18 protein-coding genes and 1 pseudogene are annotated in these 17,775 nt (G+C 72.9%); 13 read left to right on the top strand and 6 right to left on the bottom strand.

Translation table 11 applies throughout. The features are described 5' to 3' along the window. Window positions 1-131: 131 nt before the first annotated feature. The 4 genes from ACIA8L_RS31045 to ACIA8L_RS31030 are packed head-to-tail and all read left to right on the top strand — an operon-like array spanning window position 132 to window position 3,435. A complete protein-coding gene (locus ACIA8L_RS31045) occupies window positions 132-1,079 on the top strand; it encodes a metal ABC transporter substrate-binding protein (protein WP_395910128.1) in 948 nt (315 codons plus the stop codon). After that, complete coding sequence (locus ACIA8L_RS31040) at window positions 1,072-1,725, top strand: metal ABC transporter ATP-binding protein (RefSeq protein WP_395910127.1); 654 nt, start codon at window positions 1,072-1,074, stop codon at window positions 1,723-1,725. Before ACIA8L_RS31045 ends, ACIA8L_RS31040 begins: the two co-directional genes overlap by 8 nt. After that, on the top strand, window positions 1,725-2,576 hold the full coding sequence (locus tag ACIA8L_RS31035; protein WP_395910126.1) for a metal ABC transporter permease: 852 nt from the start codon (window positions 1,725-1,727) through the stop codon (window positions 2,574-2,576). The genes ACIA8L_RS31040 and ACIA8L_RS31035 overlap by 1 nt, the downstream gene beginning before the upstream one ends. Continuing rightward, the gene (locus ACIA8L_RS31030) at window positions 2,563-3,435 is read left to right on the top strand and encodes a metal ABC transporter permease (RefSeq protein ID WP_395910125.1); all 873 of its coding nucleotides are present in this window, start codon (window positions 2,563-2,565) and stop codon (window positions 3,433-3,435) included. Before ACIA8L_RS31035 ends, ACIA8L_RS31030 begins: the two co-directional genes overlap by 14 nt. Window positions 3,436-3,440: 5 nt before the next feature. Here ACIA8L_RS31030 and ACIA8L_RS31025 read toward each other — a convergent pair whose 3' ends face one another. Beyond that, complete coding sequence (locus ACIA8L_RS31025) at window positions 3,441-4,199, bottom strand: IclR family transcriptional regulator (RefSeq protein ID WP_395910124.1); 759 nt, start codon at window positions 4,197-4,199, stop codon at window positions 3,441-3,443. A gap of 100 nt (window positions 4,200-4,299) precedes the next feature. Between ACIA8L_RS31025 and ACIA8L_RS31020 the strand changes: the two genes are divergently transcribed. The 3 genes and pseudogenes from ACIA8L_RS31020 (at window position 4,300) to pcaC (ending at window position 6,734) form a co-directional block, all read left to right on the top strand. Further along, window positions 4,300-5,589 (top strand): lyase family protein, encoded by a 1,290-nt coding sequence (locus tag ACIA8L_RS31020; protein ID WP_395910123.1) that lies wholly within the window; start codon window positions 4,300-4,302, stop codon window positions 5,587-5,589. Next, a pseudogene (locus tag ACIA8L_RS31015) lies at window positions 5,586-6,290 on the top strand (alpha/beta fold hydrolase); the annotation flags it as partial. The gene ACIA8L_RS31020 and the pseudogene ACIA8L_RS31015, both read left to right, overlap by 4 nt. Before the next feature lie 57 nt (window positions 6,291-6,347). Then, on the top strand, window positions 6,348-6,734 hold the full coding sequence (gene pcaC / locus ACIA8L_RS31010; RefSeq protein WP_395910272.1) for a 4-carboxymuconolactone decarboxylase: 387 nt from the start codon (window positions 6,348-6,350) through the stop codon (window positions 6,732-6,734). A gap of 225 nt (window positions 6,735-6,959) precedes the next feature. On the opposite strand, the gene ACIA8L_RS31005 is transcribed toward pcaC, so the two are convergent. Beyond that, window positions 6,960-8,018: an ROK family protein gene (locus tag ACIA8L_RS31005; RefSeq protein ID WP_395910122.1), complete on the bottom strand. Its 1,059-nt coding sequence runs from the start codon at window positions 8,016-8,018 to the stop codon at window positions 6,960-6,962. A gap of 88 nt (window positions 8,019-8,106) precedes the next feature. On the opposite strand from ACIA8L_RS31005, the gene ACIA8L_RS31000 reads away from it, so the two are divergent. Together ACIA8L_RS31000 and ACIA8L_RS30995 are read left to right on the top strand one after the other, a co-directional pair. Continuing rightward, window positions 8,107-9,387, top strand: a complete 1,281-nt coding sequence (locus ACIA8L_RS31000) for a YbiU family protein (protein WP_395910121.1) — start codon at window positions 8,107-8,109, stop codon at window positions 9,385-9,387. Between the two features lie 296 nt (window positions 9,388-9,683). Further along, on the top strand, window positions 9,684-10,010 hold the full coding sequence (locus ACIA8L_RS30995) for a hypothetical protein (protein ID WP_395910120.1): 327 nt from the start codon (window positions 9,684-9,686) through the stop codon (window positions 10,008-10,010). Window positions 10,011-10,454: 444 nt separating this feature from the next. Here ACIA8L_RS30995 and ACIA8L_RS30990 read toward each other — a convergent pair whose 3' ends face one another. Continuing rightward, window positions 10,455-11,099, bottom strand: coding sequence for a chemotaxis protein CheB (locus ACIA8L_RS30990; protein WP_395910119.1), 645 nt, complete (start codon window positions 11,097-11,099; stop codon window positions 10,455-10,457). Between the two features lie 92 nt (window positions 11,100-11,191). On the opposite strand from ACIA8L_RS30990, the gene ACIA8L_RS30985 reads away from it, so the two are divergent. Continuing rightward, window positions 11,192-11,923, top strand: coding sequence for a Crp/Fnr family transcriptional regulator (locus tag ACIA8L_RS30985; RefSeq protein WP_395910118.1), 732 nt, complete (start codon window positions 11,192-11,194; stop codon window positions 11,921-11,923). Window positions 11,924-12,011: 88 nt separating this feature from the next. Here the strand turns inward: ACIA8L_RS30985 and ACIA8L_RS30980 are convergent, their stop codons facing one another. Continuing rightward, window positions 12,012-13,715, bottom strand: a complete 1,704-nt coding sequence (locus tag ACIA8L_RS30980) for a S8 family serine peptidase (RefSeq protein ID WP_395910117.1) — start codon at window positions 13,713-13,715, stop codon at window positions 12,012-12,014. Window positions 13,716-13,793: 78 nt separating this feature from the next. Further along, a complete protein-coding gene (locus tag ACIA8L_RS30975) occupies window positions 13,794-14,441 on the bottom strand; it encodes a class I SAM-dependent DNA methyltransferase (protein WP_395910116.1) in 648 nt (215 codons plus the stop codon). Window positions 14,442-14,534: 93 nt separating this feature from the next. On the opposite strand from ACIA8L_RS30975, the gene ACIA8L_RS30970 reads away from it, so the two are divergent. The 3 genes from ACIA8L_RS30970 to ACIA8L_RS30960 are packed head-to-tail and all read left to right on the top strand — an operon-like array spanning window position 14,535 to window position 17,138. Next, a complete protein-coding gene (locus ACIA8L_RS30970) occupies window positions 14,535-15,758 on the top strand; it encodes an MDR family MFS transporter (RefSeq protein WP_395910115.1) in 1,224 nt (407 codons plus the stop codon). A 58-nt stretch (window positions 15,759-15,816) separates the two neighbouring features. After that, window positions 15,817-16,809 carry a cation diffusion facilitator family transporter gene (locus ACIA8L_RS30965; protein ID WP_395910114.1) on the top strand — a complete coding sequence of 331 codons (993 nt, stop codon included), beginning with the start codon at window positions 15,817-15,819 and terminating at the stop codon, window positions 16,807-16,809. Then, window positions 16,806-17,138: an ArsR/SmtB family transcription factor gene (locus ACIA8L_RS30960; RefSeq protein ID WP_395910113.1), complete on the top strand. Its 333-nt coding sequence runs from the start codon at window positions 16,806-16,808 to the stop codon at window positions 17,136-17,138. Before ACIA8L_RS30965 ends, ACIA8L_RS30960 begins: the two co-directional genes overlap by 4 nt. Here the strand turns inward: ACIA8L_RS30960 and ACIA8L_RS30955 are convergent. Next, entirely contained in the window at window positions 17,113-17,523 is a 411-nt protein-coding gene (locus tag ACIA8L_RS30955) for a hypothetical protein (protein ID WP_395910112.1), read from the bottom strand. The two genes, ACIA8L_RS30960 and ACIA8L_RS30955, sit on opposite strands and share 26 nt — an antisense overlap. Window positions 17,524-17,775: the final 252 nt, after the last annotated feature.

Below are 17,775 nucleotides of genomic sequence, written 5' to 3'. Positions count from 1 at the left end.
CGCGTGCCGGGAACGGCCGCCGGGTCGCTGCGGACCAGCACGGTGACAGGCCCGGCGGCCGCGGTGGCGGCATGCGTACATCGCGATACGACGGCTCGTTATTGAAAATGAAAACGAGTACCGTCTAGCCCATGCGCTTGATCATGGCTGTTCCGCTCATCGCCGCGGTGGTGGTGTCGCTCGCCGCGTGCGGTGACGGCGCCGCTACCGGTGACCGTGCCGCCGCCCAGCCCGGCGCGGGCGGCCGGCTCGCCGTCGTCGCCACCACCACGCAGGTCGCCGACTTCGCCCGCAACATCGGCGGCGACCACGTGACCGTCACCCAGATCCTCAAGCCCAACATCGACCCCCACGACTACGAGCCGACGCCGGCCGACATCACCGCGATCGGCGCGGCCAAGGTGGTCGTCAAGAGCGGGCTCGGGCTGGAGCAGTGGCTCGACGAGACCATCGCCTCGGCCGGGTTCAAGGGCTCCACTGTGGACGCCAGCGCGGGCGTGCCGGTGCGTCAGGGCAACGGCGAGGAAGAGGAGGCCGCCGGGGACCCGCACATCTGGCACAACCCCCGCAACGCCAGAATCATGGTGCAGGACATCGCGAAAGCATTCGCGAATGCGGACCCGGCCGACGCCGCGGCCTACGCGAAGAACCTCGCCGACTACTCGGCGAAGCTCGACCAGCTCGACGCCGACATCCAGGCGAAGATCGGCAAGCTGCCCCCGGACAATCGCAAGCTGGTCACCAACCACGACGCGTTCGGGTATTACATCGACCGGTACCAGCTGGAGTTCGTCGGTTCGATCATCCCGAGCTTCGACACGTCGGCCGAGCTCTCCGCGCAGGACATCGACCAGATCGTCGCGAAGATCAAGCAGACCGGCGCCAAGGCGGTGTTCTCCGAGAGCTCGCTGCCGCCGAAGACGGCCGAGGCCATCGCGAAGCAGGCCGGCGTGAAGGTCGTCGCGGGCGAGGACGCGCTCTACGGTGACACGCTCGGGCCGGCGGGGTCGGACGGTGACACGTACCTCAAGATGGAGGAGCACAACACCGACGTCATCGTGCGAGCGCTCGGTGCCTGAGCCCGTCGCGCTGGCGATCCAGGACGCCGCGGTCGCCTACGACGCGCAGCCGGTGCTCACCGCGGTCACCGGCCGCGTCGGGGCGGGCGAGGTCGTCGCGCTCATCGGACCCAACGGCGCCGGCAAATCGACGCTGATCAAGGCGGTGCTGGGCCTGGTTCCAATCGTCGGGGGTACCGTCAGTGTCCTCGGCCGATCGCCACAAGCCGCCCGGCGCGACGTCGGGTATGTGCCGCAGGCCGACACCCTGGACGCGCAGTTCCCGATCTCCGTGGCCCAGGTCGTCCTCATGGGCCGATACCGCCGGATCGGCTGGCTGCGCCGCCCCGGCCGGGACGACAGACGCATCGCGGCCGAGGCCCTCGACCAGGTGGGCCTGGCCGACCGCGCCCGCGCGACGTTCGGCACCCTCTCCGGCGGCCAACGCCAGCGCGTCCTGCTGGCCCGTGCCATCGCCGCGCAACCGCGCCTGCTCCTGCTGGACGAACCGTTCAGCGGCGTGGACGCCACGAGCCGCGACGCGCTGCTGCACGTGCTGGCCGATCGCAAACGCGCGGGCACGGCCGTACTCATCTCCACCCACGACCTGCACCTGGCCCGCGACTTCGCCGACCAGACCTGGCCCCTCAGCCCGGCGGAGCGCTGATGTACGACCTGGTCATCGCTCCCTTCACCGTCCCCTTCATGGCCCGCGCGCTGATCGAGCTGCTGCTGCTCGCCGTCCTCGCCGGTGCCGTCAGCGTGCACGTGCTGATGCGCCGGCTCGGGTTCGTCGCCGACGCGATGACGCACACCGTGTTCCCCGGCGTCGTGCTCGGCTTCGTCACTGCCGGCGTCGACGGCGTCTTCCCGGGCGCGCTGCTGGCGGCCGCGGTGACCGCGATCCTGCTGACCGTCTTCACCCGGTCCCGCCGGGTCACCGACGACACCGCCCTGGCCGTGCTGCTCGCCGCGATGTTCGCCGTCGGCGTGGTGCTGGTCTCGCGGCGCGCCTCGTACACCGCCGACCTCACGTCGTTCCTGTTCGGCCGGCTCCTCACCGTGAACCGCGGGCAGATCGTGCAGACCGCGCTCGTCGCCGCCGTCGTCCTGCTGACGCTCGCCCTGCTCCACAAGGAACTCGTGCTGCGCGCGTTCGACCCGCAGGCGGCCGCGTCGATGGGGTACCGAATCGGCCGCTTGGATCTTGTCCTGAATCTCGCCGTCGCGCTGGTCGTGGTCGCCGCCGCCCAGTCGGTGGGCACGCTGCTCGTCATCGCCCTGCTCGTCGTCCCGGCCGCGGCCGGCCGGCTCATCTGCACGCGCATCGTCCCGATCACCACCACCGCCGTCGCCGTCGCCGCGCTCTGCGGCGCCCTCGGCCTGCTCATCAGCTACCACGCGTCGATCACCTACGGCCTGCGCCTGGCCGGCGGCGCGACCGTCGTGCTGACACTGGTCTCGGTCTATCTCCTGACCCTGCTCACAGCCCGGGGAGCCAGGCGTGTCGTGGCTTGATACGGCCTTCCATCGCGCCCTCGTCGAAGCCCTGCTCGTGGGTACGGTCTGTGCCCTCATCGGCGTCCACGTCGTCCTGCGCCGCCAAGCGTTCTTCACCATGGCGATGACGCACGCGACGTTCCCGGGTGTCGTGATGGCCGCGGTGACGGGCCTGAACCTCTACCTGGGCGGAGCGGCGGCAGGATTCCTAGCAGCGCTCGCGGTCACCGCGCTGTCCCGCCGCCGCGGCCACGACCCGAGCACCGCCACCGCCGTCGCACTGGCCGCCGGGTTCGCGCTGGGCGTCGCGCTGATGTCGGCGCAGAGCGGCTTCACGCGCGACCTCACCGCGTACCTCACGGGCTCGATCCTGACGGTCGCCACCTCGGACCTGCTCGTGGCCGCGGCGGTGACGGCCGCGGTGGCCCTCATCCTCGCCGCGCTGCACAAGGAGCTCGTGTTCACGGCGTTCGACCCGGCCGGGGCCCGCGCCGCCGGCTACCGCACCGGCGCGATCGACCTGCTGATGCTGGTGCTGATCGAGGCGGTGGTCGCGACGGCGGTACCGGCCGTGGGCACCATCCTGACCCTCGCCCTCGTGGTCGCTCCGGCCGGCGCGGCCAGGCTGTGGACCGACCGCCTCGGCCCGATGACGGCGGCCGCGGTGGTGATCGGCGTGGCCAGCGCGACCGGCGGCCTGTATGTGTCCCGCTGGTTCGACGTGGCCGCCGGCGGCGCGATCAGCCTCCTGGCGGCCACCTGCTTCATCCTCTCCCTGACCGCCACGGCGACCCGCCGCCTCCTGACACCCGTCGCCATCCGCCGGCGGACGCCCGCCCGATCGCCGGTGCCACCAGCGTTGCCCGCCGATTCCTGAGCCGGTCAACGTCCGCTGACGAGCACCCGCCCGATGCCTTGCGCGGCCACGCGGAGAGCCGAGACCAGGCGCGGCAGCTGGCGGCGCAGATCGGGCACGACGACGCCGAGCGCGGCGACGACCGCACCGCCGTCGCCGCGCACCGGCACGGCGACCGAGCACGCGCCCAGGCTCATCTCCTCGCCGGTCGTGGCGTAGCCGTCGGCGCGCACCCGCCGAAGCTGCTCGAGCAGCCGTTTCGGCTGCGTGACCGTGTACGGCGTCACCCGCGTCAGCGCACCCAGCGCCACACCGAGGACACCCTCGTCGGCATGCGCGAGGAGCACCTTGCCGACCCCGGTCGCGTGCATCGGCAGCCGCGACCCGACCGTGCTCACGATCGGCACCGACGCATTGCCCGAGACCCGGTCCAGGTACAGCACCTGCGCCCCGTCACGCACCGCGATGTGGACGGTGGCGAGCGTGGCCGCGTACAGGTCGTGCAGGAACGGCGAGGCCGCCTGCCGCAGCCCCGTCTGCACGGGCGCCAGCAGCCCGAGGTCCCACAGCCGCCGCCCGATGACGTACTCCCCCGACTCCTGCCGCTGCAACGCCCCCCACCGCACCAACTCCCCCGCCAGCCGATGCGCGGTCGCCGCCGGCAGCCCGGCCCGCCGCGCGAGCCCGGTCAGCGTGAGGCTGCGGTGCTCGGCGTCGAACGCCCCCAGCAGATCCAACGCCCGCGACGTGACCGAAGCCCCGCGCCGCCCCGCATTCCCGGCCATCCGCCCTCCCGCCCGCGTTCCCGGCCCGCGAATGCCGCGATTCCGCCCAGTGGAAGCGTACTGTCGCCGCGACCCGGCCCGGACGCCTATGGTTGCCCTGGTGACGGACCTCCTCTGGCCCGGCGACGAGCGCGCCGCCGACATCTTCGCCGACGCCGCCGTCCTGGCCGCGATGATCCAGGTCGAGGCGGCCTGGCTCGGCGCGCTGGCGGACGCCGGGGTGGCCCCGCCACCCGCCGCCGACGACCTGCACGGCCTCCTCGACGACGCCGACATCCCGCAGATCGCCGCGGCCGCCGAGTCCGGCGGCAACCCGGTCATCCCGCTGCTCAACCGGCTCCGCCCCCGCCTGGCCGCCCGCAACGCCGCCGCCGCAACCTGGCTGCACAAGGGCCTCACCAGCCAAGACACCCTCGACACGGCACTGGTCCTGTGCCTGCGCACCGCCACCGCCGTCATGCACGAGCAACTGCTCTCCCAGGTGTACTGCCTGTCAGCGCTCGCCCACCGCCACCGCTCGACCCCGATGCCGGGCCGCACCCTCACCCAGCACGCCGTACCGATAACCGCGGGCCTGAAGTTCGCCACCTGGCTGACCCAGATCCTGGACGCCCGCGACCACTTGTCCGCCGTCACCGCCGCCCTCCCGATCCAGCTGGGCGGCGCCGCCGGCAGCCTGGCCGCGATAACCGCCCTGGCCGACGCCGCCGAGCGCACCGACGCCGCCGAGCGCACCGACCCGGCGATGGCGGAGCACCCGCAGCGCGCCGCACGTGCCGGTGCGGCGGACGGGGCGAGGCGGCTCGTGGCGGCCACCGCGGCGGCGTTGGGGCTGCCGGTCCGGGATCCGTGGCACACCAACCGCATCCCGATCACCCGGATCGGCGACGCGCTCGTCACGTGCACCGACGCCTGGGGCCGGATCGCCAATGACGTGCTCACCGGGTCGCGACCCGAGATCGGCGAACTGGTCGAGGAGCCGGCCGAAGGACACGGCGGGTCGTCGGCGATGCCGAACAAGCGCAATCCGGTGCTAGCGGTGCTCGTTCGGCGAGCGGCGCTAGCGGCACCGGGCCTGGCGGCCACCCTGCACGTCGCCGCCGCGTCCACGGTCGACGAGCGCGCCGACGGGGCCTGGCATGTCGAGTGGGCGACGCTACGGGCACTCGCTCGCCGTACCGCCGCCGCCGGATCGCAGATGTCGGAACTGCTGCGGCGTCTCACCGTCGACACCGAACGGATGGCGGCCACGCTCGCCGCGGCCCGGCCCGGCATCGACGCCGAGCAGCGCTCCATCGCGCCGGACGCTGCGCCGGGTGAGCCATACTCCGGTGCCGCGAACGAGATCATCGATGCCGCCCTCGACCGGGCCCGGGAGGTCGCTCCATGACGACGCCAGTGCTGACCGCGACCGTGTTCGCCGACGCGCCCGACCGTCCGCTCCTCGTGCTCGGCCCGTCGCTCGGCACCTCGACGGAGGCGCTGTGGACGCGTTGTGTCGGGCAGCTTCGCGGGCAGTACCACATCATCGGTTTTGATCTTCCGGGCCACGGCCGGAGCGCTCCCGCCGCTGAAGCGTTCGACCTGGGCGATCTGGCCCGGGGCGTCCTCGAACTGGTCGAGCGGTCCCGGCCCGGCCAGGCGTTCCACTACGCCGGTGTCTCCGTCGGCGGCGCCGTGGGGCTGCGGCTGCTGCTGGACGCCCCGCAGCGGATCACTGCGGCCGCGTTGCTGTGCACCGGCGCCCGCATCGGCGAGCCGACCGGGTGGCGGGAGCGCGCGGAGCTGGTCCGGGCCGGGGGTACAGCCGCCGTCGTCGACGGCTCCCTCCAGCGCTGGTTCGCCCAGGGTCTATCGCGCCGCGAGCCGGCCGTCGTGACCGCCCTGATCGACGCCCTGCGCGCGACGGACGCCGAGAGTTACGCGCACGTCTGCGGGGCCCTCGGCTCGTTCGACGTGCGCGCACGGCTGGCCACGATCGCCACGCCGGTGCTCGCGATCGCCGGCGCCGACGACGCCGTGACCCCGCCGGCCGGCCTGGCCGAGATCGCCGACGGCGTGCGGGCGGGCCGGCTGGTCGTCCTGGACGGCGTCGCCCACCTGGCCCCGGCCGAGGCGCCGGCGGCGGTCGCGGTCCTGCTCGACGAGCTGTTCGACCCGCGGGTGGCGGCCGGGGCCGAGGCGCGCCGGGCCGTCCTCGGCGACGCGCACGTCGACCGCGCCGCCGCGGCCACCACTCCGTTCACCCGCGATTTCCAGGACCTGGTGACGAGGCACGCGTGGGCCGACATCTGGACCCGCCCGGGCCTCGACCGCCGCAGCCGTTCGCTGGTCACGCTCACCGCCCTGGTCGCGCTCGGCCACCATGAGGAGCTGGCGATGCACGTGCGGGCCGCCCGCGCGAACGGCCTCACCGACGACGAGATCGCCGAGGTGCTGCTGCAGACCGCGATCTACTGCGGAGTGCCGGCCGCGAACACCGCCTTCCGCATCGCCCAGCGCGTCCTGCACGACCTCGACGACCAGGCACCGTAGTTCGGCGTCACGCCTTTTCAGCCGTTCACGAGGGGCTCTGCGGCCCTCATGACCACGCCGACACGGCTGGGCAACGGCTCGTCCGCCCGCGGGTCGGTCCCCGTCGACGGCACCGCGCCCGAGATCCGCGCCGCGTTCGACGCCGCCCGGTCGAGCTCACCGTTCGACGGTCGCGCCCCGCTCCCGGCCGTGCACTCCTCTTTCTTCTCGTCACGTCACCGCTTTTCAGCTCGTCACCAAGCTGCGCAGGCGGTTGAGGGCCTCGCCGCGGACGCCTGTGAGCACCGGGTTGTCGGTCACGGCGGCGGCGCGGACGGGGACCGGGCGCGGGCTGCGGGCGGTGGCCGCGCGGATCTCGTCGGCGAGGGCGGGGCCCCAGGAGCCCCCGAGGACCACCTCCTGCGGATCGGCCAAGGCGACCACAGCGGCGATGATGCCACTGACCGCAGTGCCAAGTTTCGGGTGTGCGGCCGGGTCGGCGAGCAGCCGCGGCACGTCGATGGCGGTCGAACCGGTCTGGCGCAGGCCCAGGACACCGAAGAGCTCGATGAAGGGCACGGCGCGGCCGTCGGGGCCCTCGGTCAGGACGTGGGCGATCTCGCCGGTGAGGCCGCTGTGGCCGCGGCGGACCTCGCCGTCGTTGACGATTGCGCAGCCCAGGCCCTCCCCCAAGTACAAATATGCGAAGTCTCTGCGGTTGTCGCTTTCGGCCCGGGCGGCCCAGTTGACGTCGTTGTCGACGATGACGGAGCCGGCTTTGCCCAGGACGGCGGCCGGGTCCAGCGCCCCGACCAGGAACGGCGAGTCGGGCAGGTGCACGAGGCGGCCCGTGGTGCGGTCGACCGGGTCGGCCGCGCTGACGACGGCGACCCGGATCGGCGGTCCGACCTGGTCGATCTCGGCGGCGACGGCCTCGAAGGCGGCGGCGACCTGCCCCGGGACGGCCGGCCGGGTCGCGCGGGCCACGGTGTCGCCGTACACGTCGACGGCCTCGGCGACGATGCCCTCGGGCGCGATGACGACCGCGAGCGCCGTGCCGACCGTCGGCGCGAGGGCGTAATAGGAGCCGACCCGCCCGCGCCCGCGGCCGCCCGGGGTGCGCTCGCCGGTGTCGGCGACCAGGCCGCGCTCGGTGAGGCGGCGGACGCTCTCCCCCGCGGTCGGCTTGGAGATGCCGATCGCGAGCGCCAGCTCGGCCCGGGTGAGCCGGCGGCGGCGCATCAGGGCGCGCAGCACCTGCTCGTCGGTGACCGAGCGGACCACGTCCGGTGAGGATCGCTCCACGCCCACCATTCTAGTCAAGGGCCTTGCCTTGAAAAGCATGCGGGGGTACCTTCTTCAAGTAAGGAGACTTGCCTAGAAAGGATCAGCCGTGTCCGTTCCGACGACGACGCTGCCGCACTGGGAGCAGACCCCCGCCGACCTCAAGGCCGCCACCCGCGAGATCAAGGCCGCGCTGCGCGAACGGATCGAGGCGTCCGGCCGTACCGTCGAGGAGGTCTTCGCCGTCGTCGAGGCGCGCGTCCAGGCCGCCGTCGACGACATCACCGCCGCCCGCCGCCGCGGCGAGACGGTCTGGCCGGTGATCGAATACGCCGACATCGCCGACGGCACCGTCACCCCGGCCCAGCTCGACCAGCTGCGCCGGCGCGGCTGCCTCGTGGTGCGCGGGCACTTCGAGCGCGAGCAGGCCCTGCGGTGGGACGCCGACATCGTCGACTACGTCGAGAGCAACCGGTTCTTCGAAAACTACCGCGGCCCCGGCGACGACTTCTTCGGCAGCGTCGGCTCGAAGCCCGAGATCTACCCGATCTACTGGTCACCGGCGCAGATGCAGGCCCGGCAGAGCGAGCGGATGGCCAACGTCCAGGCGTTCCTCAACAGCCAGTGGAAGCACGAGTCCGACGGCGTGACCTGGTTCGACCCGGGCCGCGACTCGCTGTATCCGGACCGCATCCGCCGCCGCCCCGAAGGCGCGGACTCGGCCGGCCTCGGCACCCACCTCGACCCGGGCACGCTCGACCTGTGGATGACGCAGGCCTATCAGCAGACGTTCCGGCACCTGTTCGACGGCAGCGTCGAGCAGTACGACCCGTGGGACGCCGCCTACCGCACGTCCGGCCCGCAATACCCGGGCTCGACGATGTGCTCGGCCTTCCGCACCTTCCAGGGCTGGACCGCCCTGTCCGACATGGACCACGACCAGGGCGTCCTGCACACGGTGCCGATCCCGGAGGCGATGGCCTACCTGATGCTGCGCCCGCTGCTGCCCGACGTCCCCGACGACGACATGTGCGGTGTCACCGTCAACCAGGTCTTCCCGGCCGGCCACAAGTGGCACGCCCCGCTCATGGAGGCCCTCTCCGGCATCCCCGACGTCAAGGCCGGCGACTCCGTCTGGTGGCACTGCGACATGATCCACAGCGTCGCGCCCGTCGAGGCCCAGCAGGGCTGGGGCAACGTCATGTACATCCCAGCCGCCCCCTGGTGCCCCCGCAACGAGGACTACGCCACCTCGGTCCGCGACGCGTTCACCAAGGGCGAGAGCCCGACCGACTTCCCCGCCGAGCACTACGAACGCGACTGGCCCAACCGCTTCCACCCCACCGACCTCAACGAAATCGGCCGCCGCGGCCTGGGCCTCCAATCCTGAGGCGCCGACCTTGCCCGCACTGAGGCCGGACCCGGCGCTGTGAAGCTGGCGCCGTGAAGCTGGCGCTGTGAAGCTGGCGCTGTGAAGCTGGCGCTGTGCGGCTGACGAGCAGGACCCCCGCCGCCACCCCCACCACCAGCGAGGAAGGCCGCGTCCGCGCGGCTGCTGTGGCTGCTCGTCGAGGCGTCGGACCTTGACGAGTTCCTCGAACGGATGGTGCACCTCGTCGCCGCAGTGATCGATCGGCCGGCGGCTGCGGGGCTATCGTGCGGCGGCAGCGGCGGGCGTTCACGGTCGTGAGCAGCGCTGCGCTTGCCGCCCGGGTTGACGAGATCCAGTATCGGGAGCGCCAGGGGCCTTGCCTGGACACGCTCCGCGACGGTGCGATCGTGCAGATGGACGATCTCACCCTCGACCGGCGCCGGGAAGCCATCGAATCCCGCCAGGCCGCCCACCGCCTGGCCCGCATCCGCCACGACGCCGAGCACCTCCGCGCACGCATCGCCGACGCCAAACGCCGCGCCGACGTCCGGATCGTCCGCTCGACCGCCCGAATAGCGGCCACGCAGGAGACCCTCCGCCCCTCCGCCACCCGCAGCGACCCCCTCCGCCCCGGCCACTGAACCGCCACCGCCCGCGAGCGCCCCACACCGCCGCCAGCTACCGCCTCACCGCCGCTCGCTACTGCCCCACCGCCGCCCGCTCCCGCACTCACCGCCCTGGGCCGCTGCCCCGCCGGGCCCGGACACTGACCCGAGCCGCCGCACGCACTCGGACGACGTTCCCGCGCCACCACCCGGCGCGACGCTCATGCACCCGGATGGGCGACACCAGCGCCATCCTGCGGCGCAGCGACTTAAGGCTCCCGCACGGCGACACCGACGACATGGCGGGCGTGGCGGGGCGCGCGGTTCAGGCCATGCGAGCAGCCCCGAACAGTGGTGCCGGCGCTCACGGCACCCGCACGGCGACACCGACGACATGGCGGGCGTGGCGGGGCGCGCGGTTCGAGCCACGTGAGCAGCCCGGAACGGTGGTGCTGGCCGCGGGTCGGGGTGGCGAGCGGGTCAGGCGGCCAGGTCGGCCCAGGACGGGGGTGCCACGCGGAACAGGTCGGCGGCGCCCGGGGCCATGGCCAGGGCGATCATCGCGGCCGAGATGTGGGACAGGGGCATGACCAGGTCGACGCAGCCGGTGGCCAGGGCGGCCAGGGGCATGCCGGGGGCCTGGGCGGTGGACGGCTGCTGCACGATCGTGCGGCCGCCGTGGCGTTTGACCGCGCGGACGCCGGCGGCGCCGTCGTCGAGGCGGCCGGTGAGGACGATGCACAGGGTTCGGCGGCGGCAGTGTGCGGCGACGCTCTCCAGGAGCGGGTCCACGGTCCGGCCGCTGTCGGCGGTGCGCAGGTGGAGGTGGCCGTCGGGGTTGACGGCGGCGGTGTGCCGGGGTGGCAGGACGCCGATGCCGGGCGTGTTCACCGGCTCGTCGTCGGTGACGGTGCGGACGGGGAGCTGGGTGCGGGACTGCAGCGCGTCGACGAACCGGCCGTCGAGCTCCGGCGGGCGGTGCTGGACGACCAGGACGGGGACGGGGAAGTCGGCCGGCATCGCGGCCAGGACCTGGCCCAGCGCGACGGGGCCGCCGAGCGATGCCGCGATGACCGCCACGTCGAACTCGGCCACGCTGTGACCGCTGCGTACGCCGCCTGACATACGGCCAGTCTAAGCGCTGTGTACGCCACCGCGCATAGGTGCGCACCGAGCGGGTAGCGGTGGATCGACCGCCACCGAGAAGGGGGCCATCCATGGAGCAGCTCGGAGACTCCGCCGCCGTCGCCGCGATGCGGGCCGACAATTTTGTCCTGGCCGCGCTGCCCGACGAGGAGTTCGCGCGGATGGCCGGCCGTTTGGAGCCGGTCAAGATGGAGGTACGGGACCTCGTCTACGACTCCGGTGAGCCGATCGGCCACGTCTACTTCCCCGCGAGCGCCGTCCTGTCGATGGTCTCGGTCGTCGACGGCGAGACGGCGGTGGAGGTCGCCACGATCGGGCGGGAGGGGATGAGCGGGCTGCCGGTGTTCCTGGGCGCGAGCGCCAGCCCGAACACGGTCTTCGCCCAGGTCGCGGGGCTGGCCCTGCGGATGCGCACGCACGAGCTGCGGGACTTCCTGACGCACGACGGGGCGCTGCACCGGCTGCTGCACCGCTACATCCAGGCGACGATGGTCCAGTTGTCGCAGAACGTCGCCTGCAACCGGCTGCACACCACCGAGGAGCGCACGGCCCGCTGGCTGCTCATGACCGCGGACCGGGTCGGGGACACGCGGTTCGCGCTCACCCAGGAGTTCCTGGCCCAGATGCTCGGGGTGCGCCGCGCGACCGTCTCGATCACCGCCGGGGTCCTGCACAATGCCGGCCTGATCAGCTACACCCGCGGCCTCATCACCATCGACGACCGGGACCGCCTCGCCGAGGCCGCCTGTGACTGCTACCGGATCGTCCGCGCCGAGTTCGACAATCTCCGCCGCCGGGCGTGACGGGTCGCGCGGGGACGGCCGCGAAAGGGGCGGACACGAAGCCGCCCCGCCGCGTGCGGGTGCACGTTGCGGGGCGGCCCGGGTGTTCCTAGTGGTGATCCCACGGGGTGTGGGCGGTGACCGCGGCGTAGGCGTCGACGATGCCGTGACCGTAGAAACCGTTGAACTGCTTGGTGCCCTGGCACAGCGCGTCGAACTCGGCCGGACGGCCGACGTCGACGTACGAGACCAGCGGCGGGTTCGGGCAGGCGTGCTCGGCCGCCGTGTGGGTCAGGATGTACTCGACCTTCCACGGGTCCAGGCCGAAGCCGTTGCGGCCCTGCTTGCTGCCGTGCGCGCTAACGATCAGCGCCGCGACACCGGAGGCGTGCGGCGAGGCCATCGACGTGCCCTGCAGGTAGGTGTAGTAGCCGCACTGGCCGGCCGCGTTGCAGGCCTTGAAGACGGAGTCCTCGAAGCCCGCGACGACGTTGCCGTCGGCGTCGACCGTACCCTCCTCCTGCAGCACCTTCTTCGGATACGTCGACAGGATCTCGTTGCCGACGGTCCGATAGGTGTCGGTCCCCAGACCGTCGCGGAAGTATCCGCCCGGTGCCGAGACGGTCGCCCGCTCGGTGCCGTAGTCCGAGTAGTCCGCCTTGTTCAGCGACGGGCCGAGCGCGGTGACGCTGATGACGAAGGGGCCCTCCGTCGGCAGGTCCCAGCACGAACCGTTGTCGATCGGCCGCTCGTAGGCCGTGTCGGCGGGGTAGTCCGGGCTGGAGATGTCGGCGCGGGGGTGGCCCTTGTCATCGTGGTTGTTGCCCAGCGCGCTGACCAGCGTCACGCCCTTGAGGTGGGCGTAGGTCAGAGCGCGGAACATCGCCTTGATGATGGTGCGCTGCTCCGCCTGCGCGGCCGGGGAGTCGGCCGGGTTGGCGGTGCAGTTGAACAGCCACGGGTCGACGTAGAACGACATGTTGACCACGTCGATGCCGTTGTTGGCCGCGTGCACGAGCGCGTTGACGACGGGCTCCAGGAAGAAGTACCCGGAGTCCTGGCCGCCCTTGAGCTCGACGAGCGACACGTTCGGCGCCACACCGGACACGCCGAGACCGTTCGCCGCCGCGCCGATCGTGCCGGCGACGTGCGTGCCGTGGCCGCCGTCGTCGGTGCCGACCGGGTCGAGGCAGCTGGCGACCTCGCACGGGCCGTCGATGTCGACCATGTCCTTCGCGAAGTTCTTCGACAGCGCCCAGTTGAAGTTGGGGGCGATGTCGGGGTTCGACGCGTCGACACCGGTGTCCAGGACGCCGACGGTCACGCGCTTGTCGCCCGCGTTGACCTTCCGCGCCTTGTCCGACCGGACGGTCGTGAGGCCCCACAGCTTGTCGTCCAGCGGGTCCATCCCGGCCGTGGCCGGCTTGTTCCCGCCCCGCTTGGCGGCCTTCGCCGCCTGCTGGGCCTCGCGCTCGACGTCACCGGGCTGCTCCTTCTTCGGAGCCTTGCCGATGGCCGCCTTGTGCGTCGCGCCGACGAGCTGGCTGGACGCGCCCGCCTTCTCGACGAACCCGTTCTGCGGCGCCTGCACCGTGTACATGCCCACCGCGTCGTTGCTGCTGATCACCTTGCCGCCGGCCTTGGAGATGGCGGCGGCGGCGTCAGCGGCGGAGACGTTGTCCGCGGCGACGACGGTGTACTCCGCCGTGGCCGAGTTGTCGGCGTAGGCCGGGGCCGACGCCAAGCCGGCCGCGGTCAGCGTCAGCGTCGCGGCCGCGACCGCCACGCCGGTGAGCTTTCTCTTGTATCCCACATAACCTCCCTGGTCGAGGGAATGGGGATATCAGACAGTGCCGCTGGGCGGTGGCGGAACCCTTTCGCGCCGAACCCGTTAATGCAAGGGGGTCCGGGCGATGAGGAACGCACCTTCTTTGCGCGCGTCTCCGTGGTGCAGCATCTCGAGCTCGACGGTGAACCCGGCCGTCCGCAGCCACGCCGCGACCTGCGCGGACGTGCGCCGATGCACGTAGACGTCCATGGGGTGCCCGCCGTATCCGTCCGTCTTGTGGCGGGTGCCCTCCCCCGCGTGGAATGCCAGGAGTGCGACACCACCGGGCCGTAGTACGCGGTGGAATTCCGCGAGAACGCCCGGAATCGCGTCTTCCGGCACATGGATGAGGCAGAACCAGGCGAGCAGGCCGCCGAGCGCGCCGCCGGCGATGTCGAGCGCCGTCATGGACCCGACCTCGAAGCGCAGATCCGGGTGCTCCTGGCGGGCCACGGCGATCATCCCGGGCGACAGGTCGACGCCGAACGGGTCCAGGCCCAGGCGGTGCAGGTGCGACGTGATGCGCCCCGGCCCGCAGCCGATGTCCGCGACGGGTCCGCCGCCGCCGGCGTGCACGAGCTCGGCGAAGATCCCGAGCACACCGCGCTCGTACGGCGCGTCGGCGAGCGCGTCACCCAGCATCGCGGCGTAGCTGACGGCGACGGTGTCGTAGGAGGTGCGGGTGTTGGCCAGCCAGTCATCGTCCGACATATGGGGCACCTTAGCCGCTGTACCATCGCGCCTTCGATTTAGCCTGAACTAAGACGTTGGATCTCCGGGACGGCTGGGTCCGACGCTGTGCGCGTGACGACAACGGGGATCTCCACACCGCCGGTCCAGCGACGGCGAAGCGCACTGCCCGGCCCGTTCTGGGCGCTGTGGTCGGGCACGCTGGTCAACCGGCTCGGCACGATGGTGCTGCCGTTCACCGGCGTGTACCTGACGCAGGCCCGCGGCTTCTCCGTCGCCGTGGCCGGGCTCGCGATGACGCTCTTCGGCGTCGGGTCGCTGCTCTCGCAGCTGATCGCCGGGCTGCTCACGGACCGGATCGGGCGGCGGGCCACGCTGTGCGGGAGCATGCTCGCCACCGCCGCGGTCATGCTCGCCGTCGGCTACAGCACGTCGCTGCCCGCCATCATCGCCGCGATGTTCGTGCTCGGCCTGCTCATCGACGCCTACCGGCCGGCGTCCAGCGCGCTCGTCGCCGACCTGGTCCCGCCGGCGCTGCGGCCGCGGGCGTTCGGGCTGCTGTTCTGGGCGGTCAACCTCGGCTACGCGGTCGCGATGGTGGCCGGCGGCTGGCTGGCCGGCCTCGGCTTCTCCTGGCTGTTCTGGGCCGACGCCGTGACGTGCGTCGTGTTCGCCGTCCTGGTGTGGCGGGCCGTGCCGGAGACCAGGCCGGCGCCCGGCGCTCCCGGAGCCGGACCGGCCGGCGGGTTCGGTGCGGTGCTGCGCGACCGGACCATGGTGGCCTTCACGTGCATCACGTTGGGCCAGGCGCTGGTGTACCTGCAGACGGTCACCATGCTGCCGGTGGCGATGACGGACGTCGCCGGCCTGAGCCCGCGCGAGTTCGGGCTCGCGATGGCCCTCAACGGCCTGCTCATCGTCGCCTTCCAGCCGTTCGTGGCGGCCCGCCTGGACCGGTTCGACCCGCCCCGCGTGATGGCGCTCGGCCTGGCCGTGATGGCGCTGGGCTTCGCCGCGACCGCGTACGTCACCACGATGGCCGGGCTGGCGCTGACCGTCGCCGTGTGGACCGCCGGGGAGATCGTCACGGCCGGCATCGGCGGCGCGATCGTCGCCGCGCTGGCTCCGGTTCGGCTGCGCGGGCGGTACAACGGAATCTATGGCTTTGCCTGGGCTCTCGCCTCGGCCGTCGCCCCGCTGGCCGGCAGCCGCCTGCTGACGGCCGGGGTGGGGACCCTGTGGTGCACGGTCGGCGCGACGGGCCTGCTGGCCGCGGTCGGCATGCTGCTGCTCGGCCCGGCCGTCCGGCGCCGGACCGCCACCACTGACCGGCAATAGCCCGGGATTGGTACTTGCAGCATTGTCGCGTGCGTACATGAGCACATATGGTGGAGGCATGACCGGCGAGCCCCATCACCATCACGGACACGGACACCTGCTCAAGCCGCACTCGCACGACGCCGCCGACAAGGTCGACGCGGCGATGGAGTCGTCCCGCGAAGGCGTCCGCGCGCTGTGGATCTCCCTGGCGGTGCTCGGCGTGACGGCCGGGCTGCAGGCCGTCGTCGTCGTGTTCTCGCAGTCGGTGGCGCTGCTCGGCGACACCCTGCACAACGTGGCCGATGCGCTGACCGCGGTACCACTGGGCATCGCATTCGTGCTCGGGCGCCGGCTCGCGACCCGGCGGTACACCTATGGATTCGGCCGGGCCGAGGATCTGGCCGGGCTGTTCGTGGTCGCGTGCATCGCGGCGTCGTCGGTGCTGGCGGCCTATGAGGCGATCCAGCGGCTGCGGCACCCCGCCGACGTCCGGCATCTCGGGTATGTCGCCGCGGCGGCCGTCATCGGCTTCGCCGGCAATGAGCTCGTGGCGCGGTACCGGATCAACGTGGGCCGCCGCATCGGCTCGGCCGCGCTGGTCGCCGACGGCCTGCACGCGCGCACCGACGGGTTCACCTCGCTGGCGGTGCTGGCCGGGGCCGGGGGTGTCGCGATCGGCTGGCGGTGGGCCGACCCGGCCGTCGGGCTGCTCATCACCGTCGCGATCCTCATCGTCGGCAAAGACGCGGCCCGGGAGGTGTACCGCCGCCTCATGGACGCCGTCGACCCGCACCTCGTCGACCAGGTCGAGGCCACCCTGCGCGACACCCCGGAGGTCCGCGGCATCGGCGAGGTCCGGCTGCGCTGGATCGGCCACCAGCTGCGCGCCGAGTGCCAGATCGCCGTGGCCGCCACCGCCACCATCGTCCAGGCCCACGCCATCGCCCACGACGCCGAGCACCGCCTGATCCACTCGGTGCCGAGGCTCACCGCCGCCGCCGTCCACGCCGAGCCCGACGGCCCCGACCGGGCCCGCCACCACGACGCCGTCGCGGCCCACCACCGATGACCGGCGCGCCGCACGAGGCCCCCGACGCCGCGCAGATCGACGCGGCCGTCGTCGCGCTGCGGATGCTGGCCGACCCCACCCGCCTGCGCCTGATGTGGGAGCTGCGCGACGGCGAGCACGACGTCACCACCCTCACCGCGGCCGTCGGCGCCGCCCGCCCCGCGGTCTCCCAGCACCTCGCCAAGCTCCTCCTGGCCGGCCTGGTCAGCACCCGCCGCGACGGCCGCCGGGTCCTATACCGGGCCCGCGGCGGCCACGTCCGCCGCCTCGTCGCCGAGGTCCTCAACGCCGCCGACCACCACGTCACCAGCGCCCCCGAGCACGACTGAATTTGACCGGGTGCTGGACCGGCTCGTGCTCGACCCCGGGTATCTGCTGCGCGCCGAGCCGGGCGACCTGCTCGCGGCCCTGGAAGCGGTCGCCGACCCGGAAGCCCTCGCGGTCGCGGGCGCCTACCGGCGGGCGGTGGCCTACCTGCGCGCCGGGCCCGGTCCGGCGGCCGCGGCCCTGCAGCTGGCGGCCCGCCGGACCGGCGCGGAGCAGCTCGCCGACCGCATCGGCCACGACCTCGACCTGCCCTGGTCGGCCCGCTGGATGCTGGCCGCCCCGGAGCATCCGCACCAGACGATCGCGGCCGTGGACGGCGGCGTCGGCGAGCTGTACTCCGGCCGCCGGCGCCTGGGACCTCGACGACGCCAGCCCGGTCCTGCTCACCGACCACCGGCCGATCGCGGTCGCCTGCGTCACCCGGCCGGACGGCCGGGTCCTCGCCGTCTCCGTGGACCAGCGGGCCCGGGTCCGGGTGTCCGATGTGGACGGCCGCGGCCTACGGCACGAGTTCGTCGCCCCGCCCGCCGACCCGCTGCCCGACACCGGGGCCTACTACCCGCCCGGCCGGGAACCGGTCCCGGACCGCGGCGAGTCCATGCGGGACGTGACGGCACGGCGGCCTGCACCGGCTGCGGC

The sequence above is a fragment of the Dactylosporangium sp. NPDC051541 genome (genome assembly GCF_044454505.1).
Classification (GTDB): Bacteria; Actinomycetota; Actinomycetes; order Mycobacteriales; family Micromonosporaceae; genus Dactylosporangium.
The sequence above is the reverse complement of the archived record's forward strand: the minus strand, read 5'-3'. Positions and strand labels throughout refer to the sequence as shown.